15 protein-coding genes are annotated in these 17,872 nt (G+C 59.7%); 9 read left to right on the top strand and 6 right to left on the bottom strand.

Translation table 11 applies throughout. The annotated features are described in order from the left end of the window. Window positions 1-142: 142 nt before the first annotated feature. The 3 genes from ACQE3D_RS03940 to ACQE3D_RS03950 are packed head-to-tail and all read right to left on the bottom strand — an operon-like array spanning window position 143 to window position 3,011. Entirely contained in the window at window positions 143-1,486 is a 1,344-nt protein-coding gene (locus ACQE3D_RS03940) for a PAS domain S-box protein (RefSeq protein ID WP_064028825.1), read from the bottom strand. Then, window positions 1,483-1,899: a response regulator gene (locus tag ACQE3D_RS03945; protein ID WP_064028823.1), complete on the bottom strand. Its 417-nt coding sequence runs from the start codon at window positions 1,897-1,899 to the stop codon at window positions 1,483-1,485. Before ACQE3D_RS03945 ends, ACQE3D_RS03940 begins: the two co-directional genes overlap by 4 nt. 2 nt (window positions 1,900-1,901) lie before the next feature. After that, a complete protein-coding gene (locus ACQE3D_RS03950; RefSeq protein ID WP_313729031.1) occupies window positions 1,902-3,011 on the bottom strand; it encodes a sensor histidine kinase in 1,110 nt (369 codons plus the stop codon). Between the two features lie 195 nt (window positions 3,012-3,206). On the opposite strand from ACQE3D_RS03950, the gene ACQE3D_RS03955 reads away from it, so the two are divergent. The 8 genes from ACQE3D_RS03955 (at window position 3,207) to ACQE3D_RS03990 (ending at window position 14,217) form a co-directional block, all read left to right on the top strand. Next, on the top strand, window positions 3,207-8,549 hold the full coding sequence (locus tag ACQE3D_RS03955; RefSeq protein ID WP_313729030.1) for a RecQ family ATP-dependent DNA helicase: 5,343 nt from the start codon (window positions 3,207-3,209) through the stop codon (window positions 8,547-8,549). A gap of 81 nt (window positions 8,550-8,630) precedes the next feature. Next, a complete protein-coding gene (locus ACQE3D_RS03960; protein ID WP_313729029.1) occupies window positions 8,631-8,885 on the top strand; it encodes a hypothetical protein in 255 nt (84 codons plus the stop codon). Between the two features lie 51 nt (window positions 8,886-8,936). Beyond that, the gene (locus ACQE3D_RS03965; protein WP_231883784.1) at window positions 8,937-9,344 is read left to right on the top strand and encodes a transposase; all 408 of its coding nucleotides are present in this window, start codon (window positions 8,937-8,939) and stop codon (window positions 9,342-9,344) included. After that, window positions 9,320-9,670, top strand: a complete 351-nt coding sequence (gene tnpB / locus ACQE3D_RS03970) for an IS66 family insertion sequence element accessory protein TnpB (protein ID WP_313727828.1) — start codon at window positions 9,320-9,322, stop codon at window positions 9,668-9,670. The genes ACQE3D_RS03965 and tnpB overlap by 25 nt, the downstream gene beginning before the upstream one ends. Before the next feature lie 31 nt (window positions 9,671-9,701). Then, window positions 9,702-11,261: an IS66 family transposase gene (tnpC, locus tag ACQE3D_RS03975; protein ID WP_313729028.1), complete on the top strand. Its 1,560-nt coding sequence runs from the start codon at window positions 9,702-9,704 to the stop codon at window positions 11,259-11,261. Window positions 11,262-11,456: 195 nt separating this feature from the next. Continuing rightward, on the top strand, window positions 11,457-12,287 hold the full coding sequence (locus tag ACQE3D_RS03980; RefSeq protein WP_313729027.1) for a hypothetical protein: 831 nt from the start codon (window positions 11,457-11,459) through the stop codon (window positions 12,285-12,287). A gap of 335 nt (window positions 12,288-12,622) precedes the next feature. Beyond that, complete coding sequence (locus ACQE3D_RS03985) at window positions 12,623-12,934, top strand: transposase (RefSeq protein ID WP_313729026.1); 312 nt, start codon at window positions 12,623-12,625, stop codon at window positions 12,932-12,934. Between the two features lie 446 nt (window positions 12,935-13,380). Further along, window positions 13,381-14,217 carry a hypothetical protein gene (locus ACQE3D_RS03990; RefSeq protein WP_313729025.1) on the top strand — a complete coding sequence of 279 codons (837 nt, stop codon included), beginning with the start codon at window positions 13,381-13,383 and terminating at the stop codon, window positions 14,215-14,217. 64 nt (window positions 14,218-14,281) lie between these two features. Here the strand turns inward: ACQE3D_RS03990 and ACQE3D_RS03995 are convergent, their stop codons facing one another. From ACQE3D_RS03995 to ACQE3D_RS04005, 3 genes are all read right to left on the bottom strand, one after another. After that, window positions 14,282-14,788, bottom strand: coding sequence for a M48 metallopeptidase family protein (locus ACQE3D_RS03995; protein WP_313729023.1), 507 nt, complete (start codon window positions 14,786-14,788; stop codon window positions 14,282-14,284). A gap of 13 nt (window positions 14,789-14,801) precedes the next feature. Continuing rightward, window positions 14,802-16,007: an MdtA/MuxA family multidrug efflux RND transporter periplasmic adaptor subunit gene (locus ACQE3D_RS04000; protein ID WP_313729021.1), complete on the bottom strand. Its 1,206-nt coding sequence runs from the start codon at window positions 16,005-16,007 to the stop codon at window positions 14,802-14,804. 115 nt (window positions 16,008-16,122) lie between these two features. Next, window positions 16,123-16,398, bottom strand: a complete 276-nt coding sequence (locus ACQE3D_RS04005; protein ID WP_064028806.1) for a cupin domain-containing protein — start codon at window positions 16,396-16,398, stop codon at window positions 16,123-16,125. A 156-nt stretch (window positions 16,399-16,554) separates the two neighbouring features. Between ACQE3D_RS04005 and ACQE3D_RS04010 the strand changes: the two genes are divergently transcribed. Then, window positions 16,555-17,781: an HD-GYP domain-containing protein gene (locus ACQE3D_RS04010; RefSeq protein WP_231883661.1), complete on the top strand. Its 1,227-nt coding sequence runs from the start codon at window positions 16,555-16,557 to the stop codon at window positions 17,779-17,781. Window positions 17,782-17,872 lie beyond the last annotated feature (91 nt).

The following is a 17,872-nucleotide window of genomic DNA, read 5'->3' on the forward strand; positions in this document are numbered from 1 at the left end:
GCGCCGGCATTGGTCAAACCGGCCGGCGGCTAAACGGCGGCCATGATACCGCAATTGGGAGGGATTCGGGTTATGGCGGCCGGGATGGAGCGTTTCCGGTGGCGGAGCGTTTTGGGATGCCAGGCGCGTCGCCGGATCGGCGCTAAGCGCCGGGCGGGCTCAGTTCCCGAAAGGTCAACACCGCGCCGACCAGTTTGCCGTCGACGTGCATCGGGTGGGCGGAGCATTCCACGGTAAACGTGCTGCCGTCCTTGCGCCGGAACAGGTCGGTGCCGTGGCGAGGCGTGCCGTCGTGGCAGGCGGCGTAAATGCCGCATTGCTCTTCGGCGACCGACGTATCGCCGTGGATCGTGGTACAAGCGTTCTGGCCGAGCAGTTCCTGTTGACTGTAGCCGAGCATCGCCAGGGCCGCCGGATTGACGAAGTGGCACAGACCCTTGCCGTCGACGCCGACGATGCCGTCGCCGGCAGACTCCAGCAACAACCGGAAACGGGCTTCGCTGGCGCGCAACGCCGCTTCGGCTCGCTTGCGTTCGCAGAGCTCGTGGTCCATGCGGGCATTGGCCGCCTCCAGAATCGCGCTTTGCTTTTCCAATTGCTCGGTGCGTTGCGCGACCAGTTCTTCCAGGCGGCGCCGGTAGTAATACAATTCCTGAGCGGTTTCCTTATCGGCGGTTACGTCGATCAACAGACCTTGCAAACACAGCGCGCCGCGCGCTTCGTCGCGCACCACCTTGGCTTCGTCCAAAAACCAGCGCGCTTGACCGTTATCGTTGAGCAAACGGTATTCGCAATGCAGCGGGGTGTAGTGTTCGTAGGTCGCCGAATAGGCTTCGACGACGGCATCGCGGTCTTCGGCATGCACCCGTTTTAAGAAGCCGTCGCTACCTTCCAGCCAGCTGTCCGGCGCGAAACCCAGTTGCCGGATCTGTGGGCTGACGTACAGCAGTTTGCCCGGCGTGTCGAGCGAGGCGATATAGGTGATGGCCGGCATTTGCTCGATCAGGCAGCGGTATTTGGCTTCCGCTTCGCGCAATTGTTCGACGGCTTCGGTTTTATCCAGCAAGGCTTGTTGTTCGCGCATCGCCCGCATCACCACCGCCGGCAGCCATTGCAGCGTTTCGCCGTTGGCGTTGGAGCCTTTCACGACGTAATCGCGGGCGCCCAGTTTTAAGGCGTCCACCGCGATCATCGCGTTGTCGGAGCCGGTCAGCATCACCACCGGCATCGGCAGCTCACCGGATGCTTCGGCCAATTCGGACAGAAACTCGACCCCGCTCAAATCGGGCAAATGGTAGTCGAGCAGGATGCAGTCGATCTTCTCGTCGCGCGCCAGCTTCAAGCCCTGGTTGCCGGTTTCGGCTTCGAACAATACGAACTCGCAGTCGTGGTGTTGGGCTAGCGCTCGCTTGCAAGCCATCCGGTCGATTTGGTCGTCTTCCACCAACAGTAGACGGATGACCGGTTTACCGTTTAAATCGGTCATAGCGGCGACTCGCTGATCGTCCAATAGGCGTCGATGGCGCGTACGATCTCGACGAATTGTTGGTATTCGACCGGCTTGCGCATGTAGCCGGCCACGCCCAACTCGAAACTTTCCACCTTGTCTTCCTGTTCGTCGGAGGTGGTCAACGCGACGACCGGAATGCGTTTGAGTTCGGGCAGCGATTTGACGGCATGCAGAAACTCGATGCCGTTCATCACCGGCATGTTCAAGTCCAGCAGAATCAAACAGGGTTGCTCTTGACTGGCATCCTGAAGGTGCGCCAGAGCTTCCTCGCCGTTTTCGACATGGGTCAGTGGGTTGGAGACATGCAGCTCTTTCAAGGCGCGCTTGACCGTCATCGCGTCCACGCTGTCGTCTTCCACCAGAAGGATGGGATTGCTCTTGATTCTCATGGTTACGGGTTCAATTGGGTTGCGGGTGCTTGTTTGGGTACCGTGAAATAAAAGATACTGCCTTGGCCGGGCTCGGAGTCGAGCCAGACCCGTCCGCCGCTTTGTTCGACGATTTTTTTGACGATGGACAGCCCGACGCCGGTGCTTTCCACCCGGTCGCGCGGGTGAAGGGTTTGGAACAATTGAAAGATGCGTTCGAAGTGGCGCTCGGCGATGCCGGGGCCGTTGTCGGCGACGCTGAATTGCCAAGCGTCCGGCTGTTCGGCGCAGTCGATGGCGATGCGGCCTTCGGGTTTGTCCAGATAACGGATCGCATTGGACAGCAGGTTTTGCAGGACCTGCTGCATGCCGGTGCGTTCGACGGCCAGCGTCGGCAGATCGGCCGCGACCGAGACCGCGATGTGGGACGGCGGGGCCAGCGCATCGATCACCTCGCGCGCCAATTCGTTGAAATCGACGGAGCTGACCGCCTCGTGGATACGGCCGATCCGCGAATAGCGCAGCACGCCGTCTATCAAGCCGTCCAATCGGCGCACCCGCTGAATCAACAGCCGCAAGTGTTCCTGGCCTTCGGCATCCAGGCGTTCGGACTGGTCGGCGGCAATCCAGTCGGCCAGCGAGCCGATCGCGCGCAACGGCGCTTTCAGATCGTGAGAGACCACGTAGGCGAAATTCTTCAATTCCTCATTGACGCTTTCCAGTTCGTGGATCATGCGTAGTTTTTGTTCTTCCAGCTGTTTGCGCGGCGTGATGTCGTACACGGTGGCCAGCACGCGGCCGCTGTCGATCGGGGTGATGCTAATGTCGGTGGCGAATTCGCTGCCGTCCTTGCGCAGTCCGCACAGCGTTAGACCGCTGCCCATTTTGCGGTATTCGGGATGTTCGGCGTAAGCGGCGCGCTTTTCGGCGTGCGCGAGCCGGAAGCGGCGCGGGATCAGGTCTTCGACGGTCAGCCGGGTGAATTCGTCGGTGTCGTAGCCGAACAGGCGCTCCGCCGCCGGATTGGCGAGCAGAATCCGCCCGTCCGTGTCGGCAACCAACATCGCGTCGGCGGCGATCTCCATCAGCCAGCCGGCGTCGTGTCCGTTCAAGATATTTCTAGCGGCAATCATGCGGATGCTCCTCGGTCCTACCGACGGTAAGAGCCAGGATCATACAATAAATTCAGAGAAAATAAGCATTCTCTAAAACTGTCTCCGGCTGGCGCGCGTCTGTCCGGCCGTGTGAAAGAGTGCGCCGGTACTGTCGCGCGTACCGGCGTTGCTGTACTAAAGTAGTGCCGAAACCGTCTATTACAATCCGACCCGATGACATTCGCTTCCCATCCTCTTAAACCCCGCTGCCTGTGCTTGGACATCGAAACCGCCCGCCAGGATAGCTTACATCTGCGCGAAATCGGCGCCGTTCGCCCGGATACCGGCGCGAAACTGCGCATTTCCGGCAAGGCTAAGGACTTGAGCGCGCGGCTGGACGACATCAGTCTAGGCGCGGCGTTTGTGTTGGGGCATAACATCGTCGCCTTCGACCAGCCGGCCTTGGCGCTGTTGCATCCGGGTTTATTCCTGCACAGCTTGCCGCTGGTCGATACCCTGGAACTGTCGTCGCTGGCCTTTCCGCAAAACCCTTACCACCGCCTGATCAAGGATTACAAACTCTGCACGACCACCCGCAACGATCCGGTACGCGATGCCGAACTGGCTTACGAGCTGTTTCTGGAGCAGCGCGAGGCCTTGTTGCAACGCGTCGAGGAACACCCGAACGACATGCTCTGCCTGCATTTTTTGTTGGCGCCGGAAAGCGGGCGCGGCGTTGCCAGTTTCTTCGCGACCTTGCGCAATGCGCTAAGGCCGACCTTGGCGCAAGCCCAGGCGGCCTGGTTGAAAGCGACCTCCGGCAAGGTTTGCATCAACGCCCAACGTCGGATCGCCGAGGACTGTTTCCCCGATCCTGACTGGCACAAGCCCTTGGCCTTCGTGTTGGCCTGGCTGCGAGTGGCCGGCGGCAATTCGGTATTGCCGCCCTGGGTCGGCAGTCAGTTTCCTCGAACCAAAATCCTGATTAGCCAACTGCGCGACGTGCCCTGCGGCGATCCGGCTTGCGCTTGGTGCCGCGAACAGTACGACTTGAAAAAACTGCTGGCGCGCTACTTCGCCGGCATCCCGGATTTTCGCGCCACGCCCACCACCGCCGACGGCCGCTCCTTGCAGCAAACCATCGTCGAGCACGGTTTCGCCGGTCGGCCGATGCTGGCGATTTTGCCGACCGGCGGAGGCAAGTCCTTGTGTTACCAGTTGCCGGCCCTGGCCCGCTATTACCGGAGCGGCAGCCTGACCGTGGTGATTTCGCCGCTGCAATCGTTGATGAAGGATCAGGTCGACAATCTGGAAGCGCGCGGCATCGCCTGCGCCGGCTATTTGAACAGCCTGCTCAACCCGTTGGAGCGGCGGGTCGTGCTCGACAAACTGCGCTTGGGCGATTTGGGATTGATCTTCGTCGCACCCGAGCAATTCCGCAGCAGCGCCTTTGCCAACGCCCTGGCTCACCGCGACGTCGGCGCCTGGGTGTTCGACGAGGCGCATTGTTTGTCCAAATGGGGGCACGACTTCCGCCCGGATTATCTGTACGTGTCGCGCTTCATCAAATCGCGGCAGAAGGATAAACCGTCGCCGGTATTCTGCTTTACCGCCACCGCCAAGCCCGACGTGGTCGCCGACATCGTCGGCCATTTCAAGCAGCGGCTGGACATGGAGTTGGCGGTGCTGAGCGGCGGGGTCAGTCGCGACAACTTGAACTACGAAGTCCACGCGGTGCCGGCCCAGGCCAAATACCCGGCGGTGTTGAGTTTGCTGGAAGCAGCCTTGCGCGGCGACGGCGGCGCCATCGTGTTTTGCGCCCGCCAGAAAACCGTCGAGGAAATGGCCGAGTTCTTGACTCAGGCCGGCCTGGACTGCGGCCACTTCCACGGCGGCATGCCGCCCGAACGCAAGCGGCGGATGCAGGAAGCCTTCATCGCCGGCGAGTTGCGGGTCATCGCCGCGACCAATGCTTTTGGGATGGGCGTGGACAAGGCCGACGTGCGGCTGGTGATTCATCTCGATACCCCCGGCTCGCTGGAAAATTATTTGCAGGAAGCCGGCCGCGCCGGCCGCGATCAGGCGCCGGCGCGCTGCATCTTGCTGTACGACGACGCCGACCTGGACGTGCAGTTTCGCTTGTTGCGTAATTCCAGGCTGACCCAGCAGGACATTTACGCGATTCTCAAAGCCCTGCGCAGCATAGAACGCAAGGACAGGAGCGAGGGCAGCGTAGTCGTCACCAGCGGCGAAATCCTTTTAGAAATCCCCGACAAGCATGGCATCGACCCCGACGCCGCCGATGCCGACACCAAGGTGCGCATCGCCGTGGTCTGGCTGGAAGAGGCGCGGTTGCTGGAGCGCCAGGAAAACCATACCCGGGTGTTTCCAGGCTGTTTGCAAGTCGCGACGCTGGACGAAGCCGGATTATTGTTGAAGCAAAAGCTAGGGCCCAACGCCGATCCCGAACCTTATCTGGCCGTGCTCGCGGAATTGCTGAACGCCGGCGACGACGAAGGCATCAGCACCGACGACCTGATATTGGCCACCGGCCAGCCGGCGCAGGTGGTGCAAAACCTGCTCCGCGATTTGGATCGCTTCAAGCTGGTGTCCAACGACACTGAAATCGGCGTGAGCTTTTACCTCGACCCGGACACCGTCGATAGGCTGGCCGACCTTGTCAAACTGGAGGACGCGCTGGTCAACTGCCTACGCGAAGCCACCCCGGACGCCGATCTGGAACAATGGCAGATGCTGCACATGCGCCGCTTGTGCGACACCTTGCGCCGCAATGCCGGCGTCGAATTGGAACCGGACCGTTTGACCCGCTTGCTGAAAGCCTTTGCCGAAACTTTCGGCGACGACGGCGACAAATCCCGGCGCGGCTTTTTTGCGTTGCGCCCCGGCGGCCCGGACCACCGCTACGTCAAGCTGTTGCGCGACTGGCGGCAAATCGAGCACATCCGCGCCAAGCGCATGCGACTGGCCCAGGCCCTGGTCGGCTATTTCGCCGAACTGCGCCAGGGCAACAACTTGCTGGTGACCTGCAAGCAGGGCGTGTTGGAAGCGGCTTTGCAAAGCGATTTGACCCTGCAGGACCTGGAAATCAGCGACTGGCAACGGGCGCTGGCCGCCGCGTTGCTGTATCTGGACGCCAACGAGGTCTTGCACTTGGCGCGCGGCAAGGCGATTTTCCGTTCGGCGATGCATATTCAACTGAATCCCGAGGCGCGCCGCCGCCAGTTTAAGAATGCCGATTACGCCGAGCTGGCTTTGCATTACAAGGACAAGATCATCCAGGTGCACGTGATGGCCGAATACGCCAAGCTGGCGCTGGGCAAGATCCAGGCGGCGATGAGTTTCATCGTCGATTACTTTGGTATGGAACGGGCCGAATTCGTGCGCCGCTATTTCGCCGGCCGCGAGGACATCCTGGAAATGGCAACCAGCGAGGCCGCCCACCGCCGCATCCTCACCGATCTGAAAAACCCCGAGCAGCAAGCTATCGTCGCCGCGCCGCCGGACGCCAATTTGCTGGTATTGGCCGGACCCGGCGCCGGTAAGACCAAGGTTATCGTCCATCGAGTGGCCTGGTTGCTGCGCGAGGCGCTGGTCGCGCCGGATGCGATCATGGTGCTGACTTACAATCGGGCGGCGGCGGTCGAGATTCGGCGTAGGCTGTGGGCCTTGGCCGGCGCCGATGCCGCCGGCGTTACCGTGCAAACCCTGCACACGCTGGCTCTGCGCCTGACCGGTACCAGTTGCGCGGTGGCCGCCGAGCGCGGCGAAGCGGTGGACTTTAACGCGGTGATCAAAAACGCCGCCGCTAATTTGCGACGCGCCGACGCCGACGAGGAAGCCGGCGCCTCGGTCCGACGCGACCGCCTGCTGGCCGGGCTGCACTACTTGTTGATCGATGAATACCAGGACATCAACGCCGACCACTACGATTTGATCAGCGCCTTGGCCGGCAGGGCCTTGAACGGTGCCGACGACAAACTGGCGCTAATGGCGGTCGGCGACGACGACCAGAACATCTACGCCTTCAACGCCGCCAACGTCCGCTTCATCCGCCAGTTCGAAGCCGACTACCAAGCCAAGGTTTGTTACCTGTTGGAAAACTACCGTTCGACGAAGCAGATCATCGCCTGCGCCAACCAAGTCATTGCCAAGGCCAAGGAACGGATGAAGCGGGAGCAAGCCATCCGCGTCGATCACGCCCGCCGCGACCAACCGGCCGGCGGTGAGTTCGAGGCCTTGGATTCGCTGACATTGGGCCGGGTGCACATACTGAAAACGCCGCCGCCAGCCGGCGCCGAACTGGCGGCGGCCTTGGCCGAATTGCGGCGCCTGAACGGCTTGCAACATCCCGAAGCACCCAGCCACTGGGGCCGCTACGCGGTCATCGCCCGCCATTGGCAGGCCCTGGAACCCTTGGCGGCATTGTGTCGACAACAAGGCATCCCGGCGCGACTGCTACGCGACGAAGATTTGCCGGCCTTGCATGCCACTCGCGAAGGGGCGGCGTTGCTGGCGCTGTTGAGCCGAGTGCGTCGCGGCAAGCCGAGATTGCTGCTGCGCCACGGTGCCCTGTCGCGCTGGTTTCGTCGCCGCTACGGCCAGTCGGTTACCGAGGCTATCAGCCATCCCTACCGGGCGATGCTGGCGCAATTCATTGCCGACTGCGAAATGACCCACACCGAAGACGTACCCTCTTCCCCTGGCGGGTATTGTGTAGGTTGGGCTGAGCAGAGCGAAGCCCAACAAAATCAAAATGTTGGGCTTCATTGCATTTACCCCCAGGGGTACAAGCAGTCCAACCTACCTCTTGCGATAACCTCCGGGAAGGGACTGGGCGAGGGGCGTTTACACCAGCCTAGTCGGCGAAACCGCCCGGGGATGACGGACTCCCGGCTGGTCGCCGCCGACCTGATAGAAGCCCTCTACGAATTCGGCAGTGGCCGCCAAGCCAGTTTCGCTGACGGCCCAAACGCGCCGCTATTGCTGCTGACCGCCCACCGCGCCAAGGGTTTGGAATTCGACCACGTCCTGATCCTGGATGCCGGCGGCTGGCAACAGACCAGCGACGACGAACGCCGCCTGTTCTACGTAGCAATGACCCGCGCCCGCCAAACCTTAACCCTGTGCCAAAGACTAGGCGGACGCCACGCCTTCATCGCCGACTGCGCGCCACTGTGCCTGACCAGCAGCGGCGAATCGGTCAGCGAAATCCCGGAAACCCGGCAACGCCGTTGGCTGGCCGGTCCGGAACAGGTCGTCCTGTCCTGGCCCGGCTACTTCGCCGCCAACCATGCCATCCACCGCGCCATCGCCGCCTTGGACTACGGCGACCCGCTAACCCTGCGCCCACGCGGCGACGGCAAACCCGGCTGGGAACTCGCCAACGGCACCACCGTCAGTCGCATGGCGCAAGCCTTTGTTCCGCCGCAAGGCGCTATCGTCGCGGTTCGCGTTGCCGGGATTTTGGCGAGGCAGGCCAAGCCGGGCGATGCGGAGGGTTTGCGGTGCGAGAGGTGGGAGGTGGTGTTGGCGGAGGTGGAGTATTTGGCTGGGTAATGGGTTGTGCGGCCTGGGTATTTTCGGGATGATATGCAGAAACTATCTAATAACTTGTTAGTCGTCACTTGAAGAGGTGCTATGAACGATAAAACAGCAGAAGAAAAATTGTCTGATCGCGTCATTGACGCCGCACAGAAGAAACGTAAGCGCACCATCAGAAGCTACCCGGCTTGCGCCTTCGAAGAGGCTGTTGACTTTGCAAAGAAAATTCTGGAATTTGGCAGTGGCCAACCAGTTCGTAGGCTTTCTCTATTCGACGAGCTTGGAAAATCTCCTGATAGCAGCACAAGCCGCCAATTAATCGTAAGCGGTCCTTTAACAGCATCTGTATAAACAGCTCGAAAGGAACGAAGATAGTGTCCACTTATAATCAGGTGGACACCTATGAAGGAGCATAACACGCGATTATCGCGGCCATTAATCGTGGGGCACGGGCGAGACGGCCGTTGCCTTTATGATCCGGAAGCCAAGCGGGAGCTAGTGAAAGTTTGCTTGCATTCGGGCACATCGGTTGCCAAGATCGCTCTGCAATACGGTATCAATGCCAATCTGCTGCGCAAGTGGATGGGGCATTACCGAGAAACAGGACATCCGAATCCGAACAGTCCATTAACGTTGCCGGCTTTTGTGCCCGTTCAGTCGCTGAGCGCAGAGAAACCGGCTGAGTCAGCGCTCAGTGCGGAGTTGCCCAACGGCGTTAAACTCGCGTTACAGCCTGTCGCACTGAGCGACCTGCCGGTGATTTTGAAGGCGTTGGCCGAGCTGCCATGTTTCGTTTCGACGCAGGATTGAAGGTCTACCTGCACCGCGAGCCGGTCGACGGCCGCAAGGCCATCAATGGTTTAGCGCTGCTGGTTGAGCAGGCATTAGGCTTGAATCCGTTCGAGCCGGCCATCTACGTGTTCAGCAACCGCCGGCGGGATCGGATCAAACTGCTGTTGTGGGACCGCACCGGTTTTTGGTTGATGCTCAAGCGGCTGGAAGCCGACCGTTTTCACTGGCCGAAAGAGGCAGCAGTTGTGATGTTGACGGTCGAGCAACTCCACTGGTTGTTAGCCGGTATTGACTTGGCCGCGATGCGGCCGCATCCGGCACGAACCTATACCCAAGTGGGCTGAAACGCGGATGTAAAGCCGGTAAAATAACGGCATGACGCCCACCATCACGCTGTCCACCGAAGACTACCAAGCCTTGCTGGCCGAGCAGCAACGGCTGGCGAGTCAACTGCGGTTGGTGACGGTCGAGCGGGATTTATTGAAAGAACGTGTGGATGCCTTTCTGCATAGGCTGTATGCCGCAAAATCCGAGGCGCGGGCCAATCCGGCCCAGCGCGACCTGTTCCTGAACGAAGCCGAAGTGTTGGCGCCGAACGGTGCTCCAATCGCCGAGGAAGCCACGCCCGAAGCGGTCGAGGTGGCCGGTCACCGCCGTAAGAAACGCGGTCGCAAACCGCTCGATCCGCATCTGCCGCGTGAGATCGTGCGCCATGAATTAGCGGAAGCCGAACGCATCTGTGCGCATGACGGTACTCGTCTGGTGGAAATCGGCGCTGAAATCAGCGAGCAGCTCGACATCGTGCCGCAACAGGTGCGAGTCATTCAACATCACCGCGTCAAATATGCCTGCCCGTGCTGCGATGAAAGCATTCGCGTGACGCCGGCACCGGTTCGCATCATCCCCAAAGGCTTACTCACCGAAACGGCATTAGCCTGGGTCGTCACCGCCAAATACCAGGATAGCCTGCCGCTGTATCGGCAAGCCGCGCTGTTGAGCCGTTTCGGCGGCGATCTGTCGCGCAACACGCTGGCGGCTAGCATGGTGCGGGTTGGCGACGCAGTGCAACCCATCATCAACTTGCTGCGCGACCATCTGCTCGATGCCGATCTGATCCTGGGCGACGAAACCGTGGTTCAAGTGCTCAAAGAATCCGGCCGAGCCGCGCAAAGCAAAAGCTATCTGTGGGCACAAATGACCGGCTCCGGACCGCCGATTCGGCTGTTCAGCTACACGCCGGGGCGCGGCGGAACGCATGCGCAGCCGTTGTATGAAGGCATCAAACCCGGCGCGGTACTGATGAGCGACGGCTATGAGGTGTATAACGCCATTGCAGCCAGCCGGGGTGCGATTCACCTCGGCTGTTGGGCGCATGCGCGGCGTTATTTTGTCGAGGCCGAAGCCGCCATTCCTAAAGCCGCGCGCGGCCCGGAGCAACTGGCGACGCAGTTTATCGCGGCGATGGGTGAACTGTACGCGATTGAAACTCAGACGGAAGACCTGAGCGTCGAACAGCGTGGGCAGCGGCGCCAGGAGCAAAGCCGACCGGTTTTGGTCAAAATCGAAGCCCTGCTGCTACAACATCTGCATGCGGTAATCCCCGGTAGTTTGCTGGGCAAGGCTTTGCATTACTTGTCATCGCAGTGGTCCAAACTGATCCGCTTCGTCGACAACGGCGCTTGGCCCATCGACAACAACCTCTGCGAAAACGCCATACGCCCCTTCGTGGTGGGCCGCCGCAATTGGTTGTTTTGCGATACGGTGGCCGGCGCCCGTGCCAGCGCTAATCTTTACTCGTTGATCGAAACCTGCAAGGCCAATAGCGTCGACCTTTACACCTATCTGGTCGATCTGTTCCGAAAGCTTCCCACCGCAAAAACTGTCGAAGAGTTCGAAGCGCTGTTGCCTTGGAATCTCGACGCCCTAACGGACTAATCGTACGCCAACGGTTAAGTCATTGTCCGTTTCAGTTCTAGTGCGTCCTTCAAAGATCGCTTACAATTAATCGTCAACTCGAACAAGTATGGACTGACCGAGGGAAGTTACACTGCTGAGTACATAAAGCTTACCACCGGCGGATTACGTGCCATTGATGAAGAGATTCAGCAACGAGAGCGGGCAAAGGCTCGCGTGCTACTCGCAATAGAGAACATCGAGCCGTTCCAGAATCTCTATGACCGTTTCAAGGGAAATAAGCTTCCGGCGAAGACGGCACTAGTTGATGCGGCGATGGAAACAGGTTTAGAGAAGGAGGCAGCAGAGGAAGCTGTAGACACGTTTATTCTCAATCTTCGTTATGTGGGCCTGCTGCAGATGCTTTCTGGCGCTGAACGCATAGTAACGTTGGAGCACTTGCTCGACAGTCTGCCTTCAAGCTCAGCCCAGCCGCAACGAGCCAGTGAAAATGCTATATCTAGCACTACGTCGCACCAGCCGTCTCCCTTGATGACCGCCGAGCAGGCACGGTTTGAAACGGTCTGTTTCTACGTAACGCCAATCGGCGAGGATGGATCGGAGCATCGAAAGCACTCCGATTTATTCCTTAGCTCTATAGTAGAACCAGCGTTAGAGCAGTTCCACATGAAGGTCATCCGCGCTGACGCAATAGACAAGCCTGGAACGATAACCCGGCAAATCATCGAGTACCTAATTAGGTCGAGACTCGTTATAGCTGACCTATCGTTTCACAATCCAAATGTTTTTTATGAGCTCGCAATTAGGCACGCAGCGCGCCTTCCGGTTGTTCAAATTATTCGCGCCGCCGACAGGATTCCCTTCGATTTAAGTCAAAGTCGCACAATTCGGATAGATACAACAGATATTTATTCACTAGTTCCCCGACTAGAGGTATACAAATCCGAAATTGCTAGTCAAGTGCGACGCGCTCTAGAAGATCCAGACGCAGTTGACAACCCTATTTCTGTTTTCTATCCGAGCTTTAAAGGGGTGGTGTCTGCTTGACCAATATAGCTAACAATAACATTCACTCGGACTGGACCGATGTGCTGAACGGAGCCCCGTAGTTGCGTAGGGTGGGCACGGTTTTTGTGCCCACGCGGATTTAAAACTGGGATGAATATTGTTTCGCTATCGTGAGGCCTAATTTTTAATGTCGGTTCGCGGACTGGCAACCGCGATACTTTTTCTACGAAAACCATCCATGGTTTTCGCCTTTCGGGCCAGCCTATCGGCTGTTCAAATTCGTTCCAGACGAATTTGTGTTTGGCCTCGGTAATTGCTCTTGCATCCTTGCAGCTATGTAGGGTACGCACCGCGTATCTTTTGCGGCGCTAGTGATGAGTAACTCTGACAAGGTACGCGATGCGTACCCTACGGTGGACAATCCAATAATTGACGGAGACATGGCCGATTATCGCCGTTGTTATATGCCGGGTCGGTCGTATTTCTTTACCGTGGTGACCGAACGGCGAGCCGGGATACTGGCGAGCGACACGGCGCGGGATTGCTTGCGCGAGGCGATTCGGCATTGCCGGCTAACCTTGCCGTTTGCCGTCGACGCTCTGGTGATGTCGCCCGACCACATCCACATGATCTGGGTCTTGCCTCCAGGCGACGGCGATTTTTCCAAACGCTGGGGCATTATCTAAAAACACTTCACCCATCAATGGCTGGTGCTCGACGGCACGGAACAAAGCCTGACCGCGTCCCGCTCGCGGAGTTAAACAACATGGGTTTGAAACGGTGGGGCTTGTGGGGGCAATCGGCTTTTGCGACATTATGAAGGCGTCGCTAGGTTCAACTGCTGGGTGCGGAAAACCGCATGTCCGATGGTGTGGGATTGGGAGGAAGACCACCGCAAGCTCGTCGCTCCGAGCTGATCATTGCTTTCGATCAGGAATGTTTGGTGCGCCCGAAGATTGTCCAGGCCAACGGCGCGGTATGCGCCGATTTGGGCCGAGGCGCCTGCGGCGCAGGTGGGCGAAGGAAAAGTTCTAGCATATTTGTTATGCAGACGTCGGCGGCAAATTGTCTTATGATTCTCGCGCTTGGATCAAGCTCCAACTTTCGGCGAGGGTGTCTGATGAATCGAGGTATGGCTTTGAAAATCGGCTTGGTGGTCTTGCTGTCGGGATGTGCTAAACCCGGCTTGCAGACCGGAGGCAGCGGTAATCTGGTGTCCGGATCGGCGGCGGGCGGGACCAGCGTCGATGCGAATAAAACGCTGGAGCGTTGCTCCAGCCCCATGGGGACCTTGGCGGTCAGCGACGGCCGCATCACCGGCGGGCAGGCGGTGACGACGGTCGATCCGTTGATCCGCTTGGCGGTGCAACAATCCAATTGTTTTGTGATTACCGCGATCGGCAACACCGCCACGCGGGCGTTGATTAACGAAATCGTCGGCGAACAGCGCAATTCCGGCGAATACCGGGCCGGATCCAAACAGCATAAAGGTCAGCGGGTCGCCGCCGATTATCTGATGGAACCGCAAGTGATCGTGTTGAACGAATCGACCGAAGGGCATCGGGCGGGCGCCTTTGGCGCCGGCTACCGTCATTACTCGCCGCCGGGGCAAATTTCGTTGGGCGGCATTCTGGCCGACTCGCTGGCCGCCACGTTGGCGGACGCCGCCGACAAACGGACCACCGATGTGACCCTGACCTTGACCGATATTCGCTCGACCGTGCAGATCGGCATCTCGCAAGGCAGCGCCACCGCCAACCGTTTGCAAACCAACGGCTGGGGCGGCTATTTGGGGGACAGCGTTGGCGCGGTGGTCGGCTTGGCGAGCTTCAAAAACACGCCCGAAGGTTTGTCCACGGCGGCGGCGTTTTTGGATGCTTACAATCAACTGGTCGTCGCGGTTAAAAACTACAAGGCGCAGGAAATCAAGGGCGGTGCCGGTACCGGCGGCGTGTTGAATCTTCAATAGCGACGGGGCGGAATGGCTTGGATCGGCTACGCACCGCGTACCGCTCGAAGTCGCGGCTCGCGATTCAGTTCCCGCGCCGGTTTTCCTGAAACGCCAGATACAGGCGCAGATCGAACTCCAGTTGGTGATAGTCCGGTTCCATGTGGCGGCACAGTTGGTAAAAGGCTTTGTTGTGGTCTTTTTCGCGCAAATGGGCCAGCTCATGGACGACGATGGCGCGCAGGAAGGCGGCCGGCGCGGTTTTGAAAACCGCGCCGATGCGGATTTCGGTTTTGGCCTTGAGTTTGCCGCCTTGCACCCTGGCTACGACGCTGTGCAAGCCCAGCGCTTGATGAACGATGTCCAGTTTGTCGTCATAGACGATTTTGCTGAGCGGAGCGGATTGGCGCAAATATTGGCTTTTCAAGTCCGTCACGTAGTGATAAAGCGCCTTGTCGGTCTGGACGTGGTGAGTCCGCGGGTATTTGTCGGCCAGCCAGTCGCCCAGCTTGCCGCTGGTCAGCCATTGTTCGGCGCGCTCGACCAATTCGGCCGGATAACCGTTTAAATATTTGGAAACCGGGGTGTGCATTGGACCGAGAGGCTTATCGGGCCGGAACCGGCGCGGTCTCTGGGGAAACGGCGGCGTCGGCCGGCTTGATTCGGCTGCCCTCGCGTAATTTGTCGCTGCCGCCCGCGACCAGGACATCGCCGGGAGCGAGGCCTTCCAAAACGGCAACGCGGTCGGCGTCGACCGGCCCGGTCTTGATCGGCCGAATCGTGACGGTTCGGTCGGGTTTGACCCAGTAAACGAAATCGCCGTTGGCGCCGTGCTGAATGGCGGCGGCCGGGGCTAGCGTCGCGGCGGGTAGGGTGTCCAGCCGCAGGCGGATATTGACGAACTGGTTGGCGTACAGTCCGCGCTCGGCGTTGTCGAACCAGGCCTTGAGTTTCAGGGTGCCGGTGGCGGTATCGATTTGGTTGTCCACCGCCAGCAATTTGCCGTCGGCCAATTTGCGCAGGCCGGAGCGGTCGAAGGCTTCCACCGTCAGACTGCGTTCGCTACGCCAGCGGCGCATCACCGCCGGCACCTGATCCTCGGGTAGCGTGAACAGCACGGTGATCGGTTGAATTTGGGTGATAACGGCCAGACCGGTCGTGTCGCCGGCGCGGACGATGTTGCCTTTATCCACCAGCCGCAGGCCGATTTGACCGGCGATTGGCGCGACGATGCGGGTGTAGTCGAGTTGGAGCTTGGCGTTGTTGACTTGCGCTCGGTCCATTTCGACGGTGCCCCGGTATTGGCGTACCAGTGCCTCCTGGGTGGCGGTTTGCTGGGCGGCGATTGAATCCTGTGCCAGCAGGGTACGATAGCGCTGCAAATCCTGCTCGGCATTGCTCAACAGTGCTTCATCCCGCATCAGTTGGCCCTCGGCCTGGTGCAATTGCACCTGATAAGGGCGGGGATCGATCTCGGCCAGCAGTTCGCCGGCTTGTACGGTTTGGCCCTCCCGGAAGGCTACCTTGAACAGTTCGCCGTCCACTCGGCTTTTGATCGTCACGGTTTGTAGCGGGGTGACGGTGCCCAGGCCGTGCAGATAAATCGGCAGGTCGCCTTGGTTGACGGTGGCGGTGGTGACGCTGGCCGCTGGTGCGTCCCTAGCGCCGGTCGAGCCGGGTCGCTCGCTAGGCTCTTCGGTGGCGTGCAGGCGCCAGTAAGCGTAGCCGGCGGTCAGCGCGAACAGCAACGCGGCGGTCGGCCAACCTGACCGGCTGGCGGCGCGGGTTTCGGGAGGTCGTGGATTGTCCATGCGGGCTTACCGTGGTGTCCTTGTCGGCGGGGCGGAGTGGCCCGGCGACTTCGAGGCGTTGTCATAAAAAAGGCATCCGGTGGATGCCTTTTCCAAACCTCGGGCCGGCCGCGCCTTAATCGTAGTGATAGTGTTTGCGTAGCGGTTTGACTACTTCCCAATGACTGTCCAAACCGGCTTGAAAGATCACCAGATCGCCGGGGACGATGCGCACCGCTTCGCCGCCGGTCGGCGTGACCAAGATTTCGCCGTCCAGGACGTAGGCGGTTTCGGTTTCGTCGAAATCGATCGTGAATTTGGACACTTCTTTTTCCCAGATCGGCCATTCGGAGACGCCCAATTCCTGTAAACGCTCCTCGCTGGGATTGTGTTCGATAATAATCTGACTCATGACTTCCTTTCGGGTTCGGGTGGTAAGAGGGTTTGATTCTACCATTGTCGGCGGCGCGGGGCCACGCGGCCGCGTGCTAGAATGGCTCGGTAATTTTAGTCAAGCGGGGCCGGGCGTCACAGTTCGAGTCCGGCACATTTCGGGCGGGGGCCGATTTTGAAGACTCTACAACACGTCAATATGCACGAGGCGATCGCCGCGTTGAGCGGCGCTCTGGACCTGGTGGGCGTCGACGAAGTCCGCCACGGTAAAAGGGTGGCCATGATCGCGCGCGGCGTTGCCGATCGTCTGGGTTGGTCGGCCACCGATCGGATGGCGATGTTGCATGCCGGCATGTTGCACGATTGCGGCGTGTCGCGGATTCACGAGCACCGTCAGTTGACCGAGACGCTGGAATGGGACGGCGCGGAAGATCATTGCATCCGCGGCGCCGAGTATTTGGCGGCCTGCCGGCCGGTTGCCCATCTGGCCGACGACATTCGCTATCACCACACCCGTTGGCGGACCTTGCTGGAATTGCCGCTGGCGCCGGACTTGCGCTTGCGGACCAATTTGCTGTTTCTGGCCGATCGTATTGATGTGCTGCAGGCGCCGTTCTTGAATAGCGAGCATATTCTGAACGAATTTTCGAATATCATCGCCCGGATTCGCGGTTTGGCCGGCTTGCTGTTTTGCCCGGAATTGGTCGAGGCGTTCGCCGAGTTGGCGGAGGTCGAGGCGTTCTGGCTGGCGATGGAGCCGGAATACCTCGACGAGGACTTGCGCGTGATTGGCGCCGGTTTGGAACCGGTGTTGCTGGACATGGCCGAGCTTAAAGATTTGGCGACTTTGTTTTCCCGCGTGGTCGACGCCAAGACCCCATTTACCGACGAGCATTCGCAGCGGGTGGCGTTGATAGCCCGCGAATTGGGCGCCGATTTCGGATTATCCGGTTGCCATCTGGAGCAGATTGAAATCGCCGGCTTGCTGCACGACATCGGCAAACTGCGCGTGTCCGAGGACATCATCAATAAGCCGGGAGGCTTGACGCCGTCCGAACGGGCGACGATGCACCGGCACAGTTACGATACCTTCAGGATTTTACTGCGGGTGTTCGCCGATTCCAAAATCCCGATTTGGGCCGGCTATCACCATGAAACCCTGGTGGGAGACGGTTATCCGTTCCGTAGTCAGCCCAAGGAATTGGATTTGGAATGCCGGATCATCGCGGTGGCCGATATTTTTCAGGCATTGATTCAGGTACGGCCTTACCGTCCCAGCGTGACGGCGGAAGAAGCTTTGGCTGATTTGCGCCGGCGCGTCGCGGAAGGCAAGCTGGACCCGGACGTAGTCGGCAAGTTGGCGGCGCGCGCGGAGGCTTACTATCAATTGGCGAGTGCCTGACGCTAGACTGTCGGCGACCGACTCTGTCTTGACCAAGGTTCTGGTACTCGCTCGGCAGCGGAGACCGCTCGAAAAGGCAGGATTTGTAGGG

The organism is Methylomonas sp. MS20, from assembly GCF_050275925.1.
Lineage (GTDB): Bacteria > Pseudomonadota > Gammaproteobacteria > Methylococcales > Methylomonadaceae > Methylomonas > Methylomonas koyamae_A.

What these genes read in the sequence shown, in the direction of transcription:
- ACQE3D_RS03940 (WP_064028825.1), bottom strand. Translation starts at nt 1,486, where the DNA reads ATGACCGATTTAAACGGTAAACCGGTCATCCGTCTACTGTTGGTGGAA.
- ACQE3D_RS03945 (WP_064028823.1), bottom strand. Translation starts at nt 1,899, where the DNA reads ATGAGAATCAAGAGCAATCCCATCCTTCTGGTGGAAGACGACAGCGTG.
- ACQE3D_RS03950 (WP_313729031.1), bottom strand. Translation starts at nt 3,011, where the DNA reads ATGATTGCCGCTAGAAATATCTTGAACGGACACGACGCCGGCTGGCTG.
- ACQE3D_RS03955 (WP_313729030.1), top strand. Translation starts at nt 3,207, where the DNA reads ATGACATTCGCTTCCCATCCTCTTAAACCCCGCTGCCTGTGCTTGGAC.
- ACQE3D_RS03960 (WP_313729029.1), top strand. Translation starts at nt 8,631, where the DNA reads ATGAACGATAAAACAGCAGAAGAAAAATTGTCTGATCGCGTCATTGAC.
- ACQE3D_RS03965 (WP_231883784.1), top strand. Translation starts at nt 8,937, where the DNA reads ATGAAGGAGCATAACACGCGATTATCGCGGCCATTAATCGTGGGGCAC.
- tnpB (WP_313727828.1), top strand. Translation starts at nt 9,320, where the DNA reads ATGTTTCGTTTCGACGCAGGATTGAAGGTCTACCTGCACCGCGAGCCG.
- tnpC (WP_313729028.1), top strand. Translation starts at nt 9,702, where the DNA reads ATGACGCCCACCATCACGCTGTCCACCGAAGACTACCAAGCCTTGCTG.
- ACQE3D_RS03985 (WP_313729026.1), top strand. Translation starts at nt 12,623, where the DNA reads ATGAGTAACTCTGACAAGGTACGCGATGCGTACCCTACGGTGGACAAT.
- ACQE3D_RS03990 (WP_313729025.1), top strand. Translation starts at nt 13,381, where the DNA reads ATGGCTTTGAAAATCGGCTTGGTGGTCTTGCTGTCGGGATGTGCTAAA.
- ACQE3D_RS03995 (WP_313729023.1), bottom strand. Translation starts at nt 14,788, where the DNA reads ATGCACACCCCGGTTTCCAAATATTTAAACGGTTATCCGGCCGAATTG.
- ACQE3D_RS04000 (WP_313729021.1), bottom strand. Translation starts at nt 16,007, where the DNA reads ATGGACAATCCACGACCTCCCGAAACCCGCGCCGCCAGCCGGTCAGGT.
- ACQE3D_RS04005 (WP_064028806.1), bottom strand. Translation starts at nt 16,398, where the DNA reads ATGAGTCAGATTATTATCGAACACAATCCCAGCGAGGAGCGTTTACAG.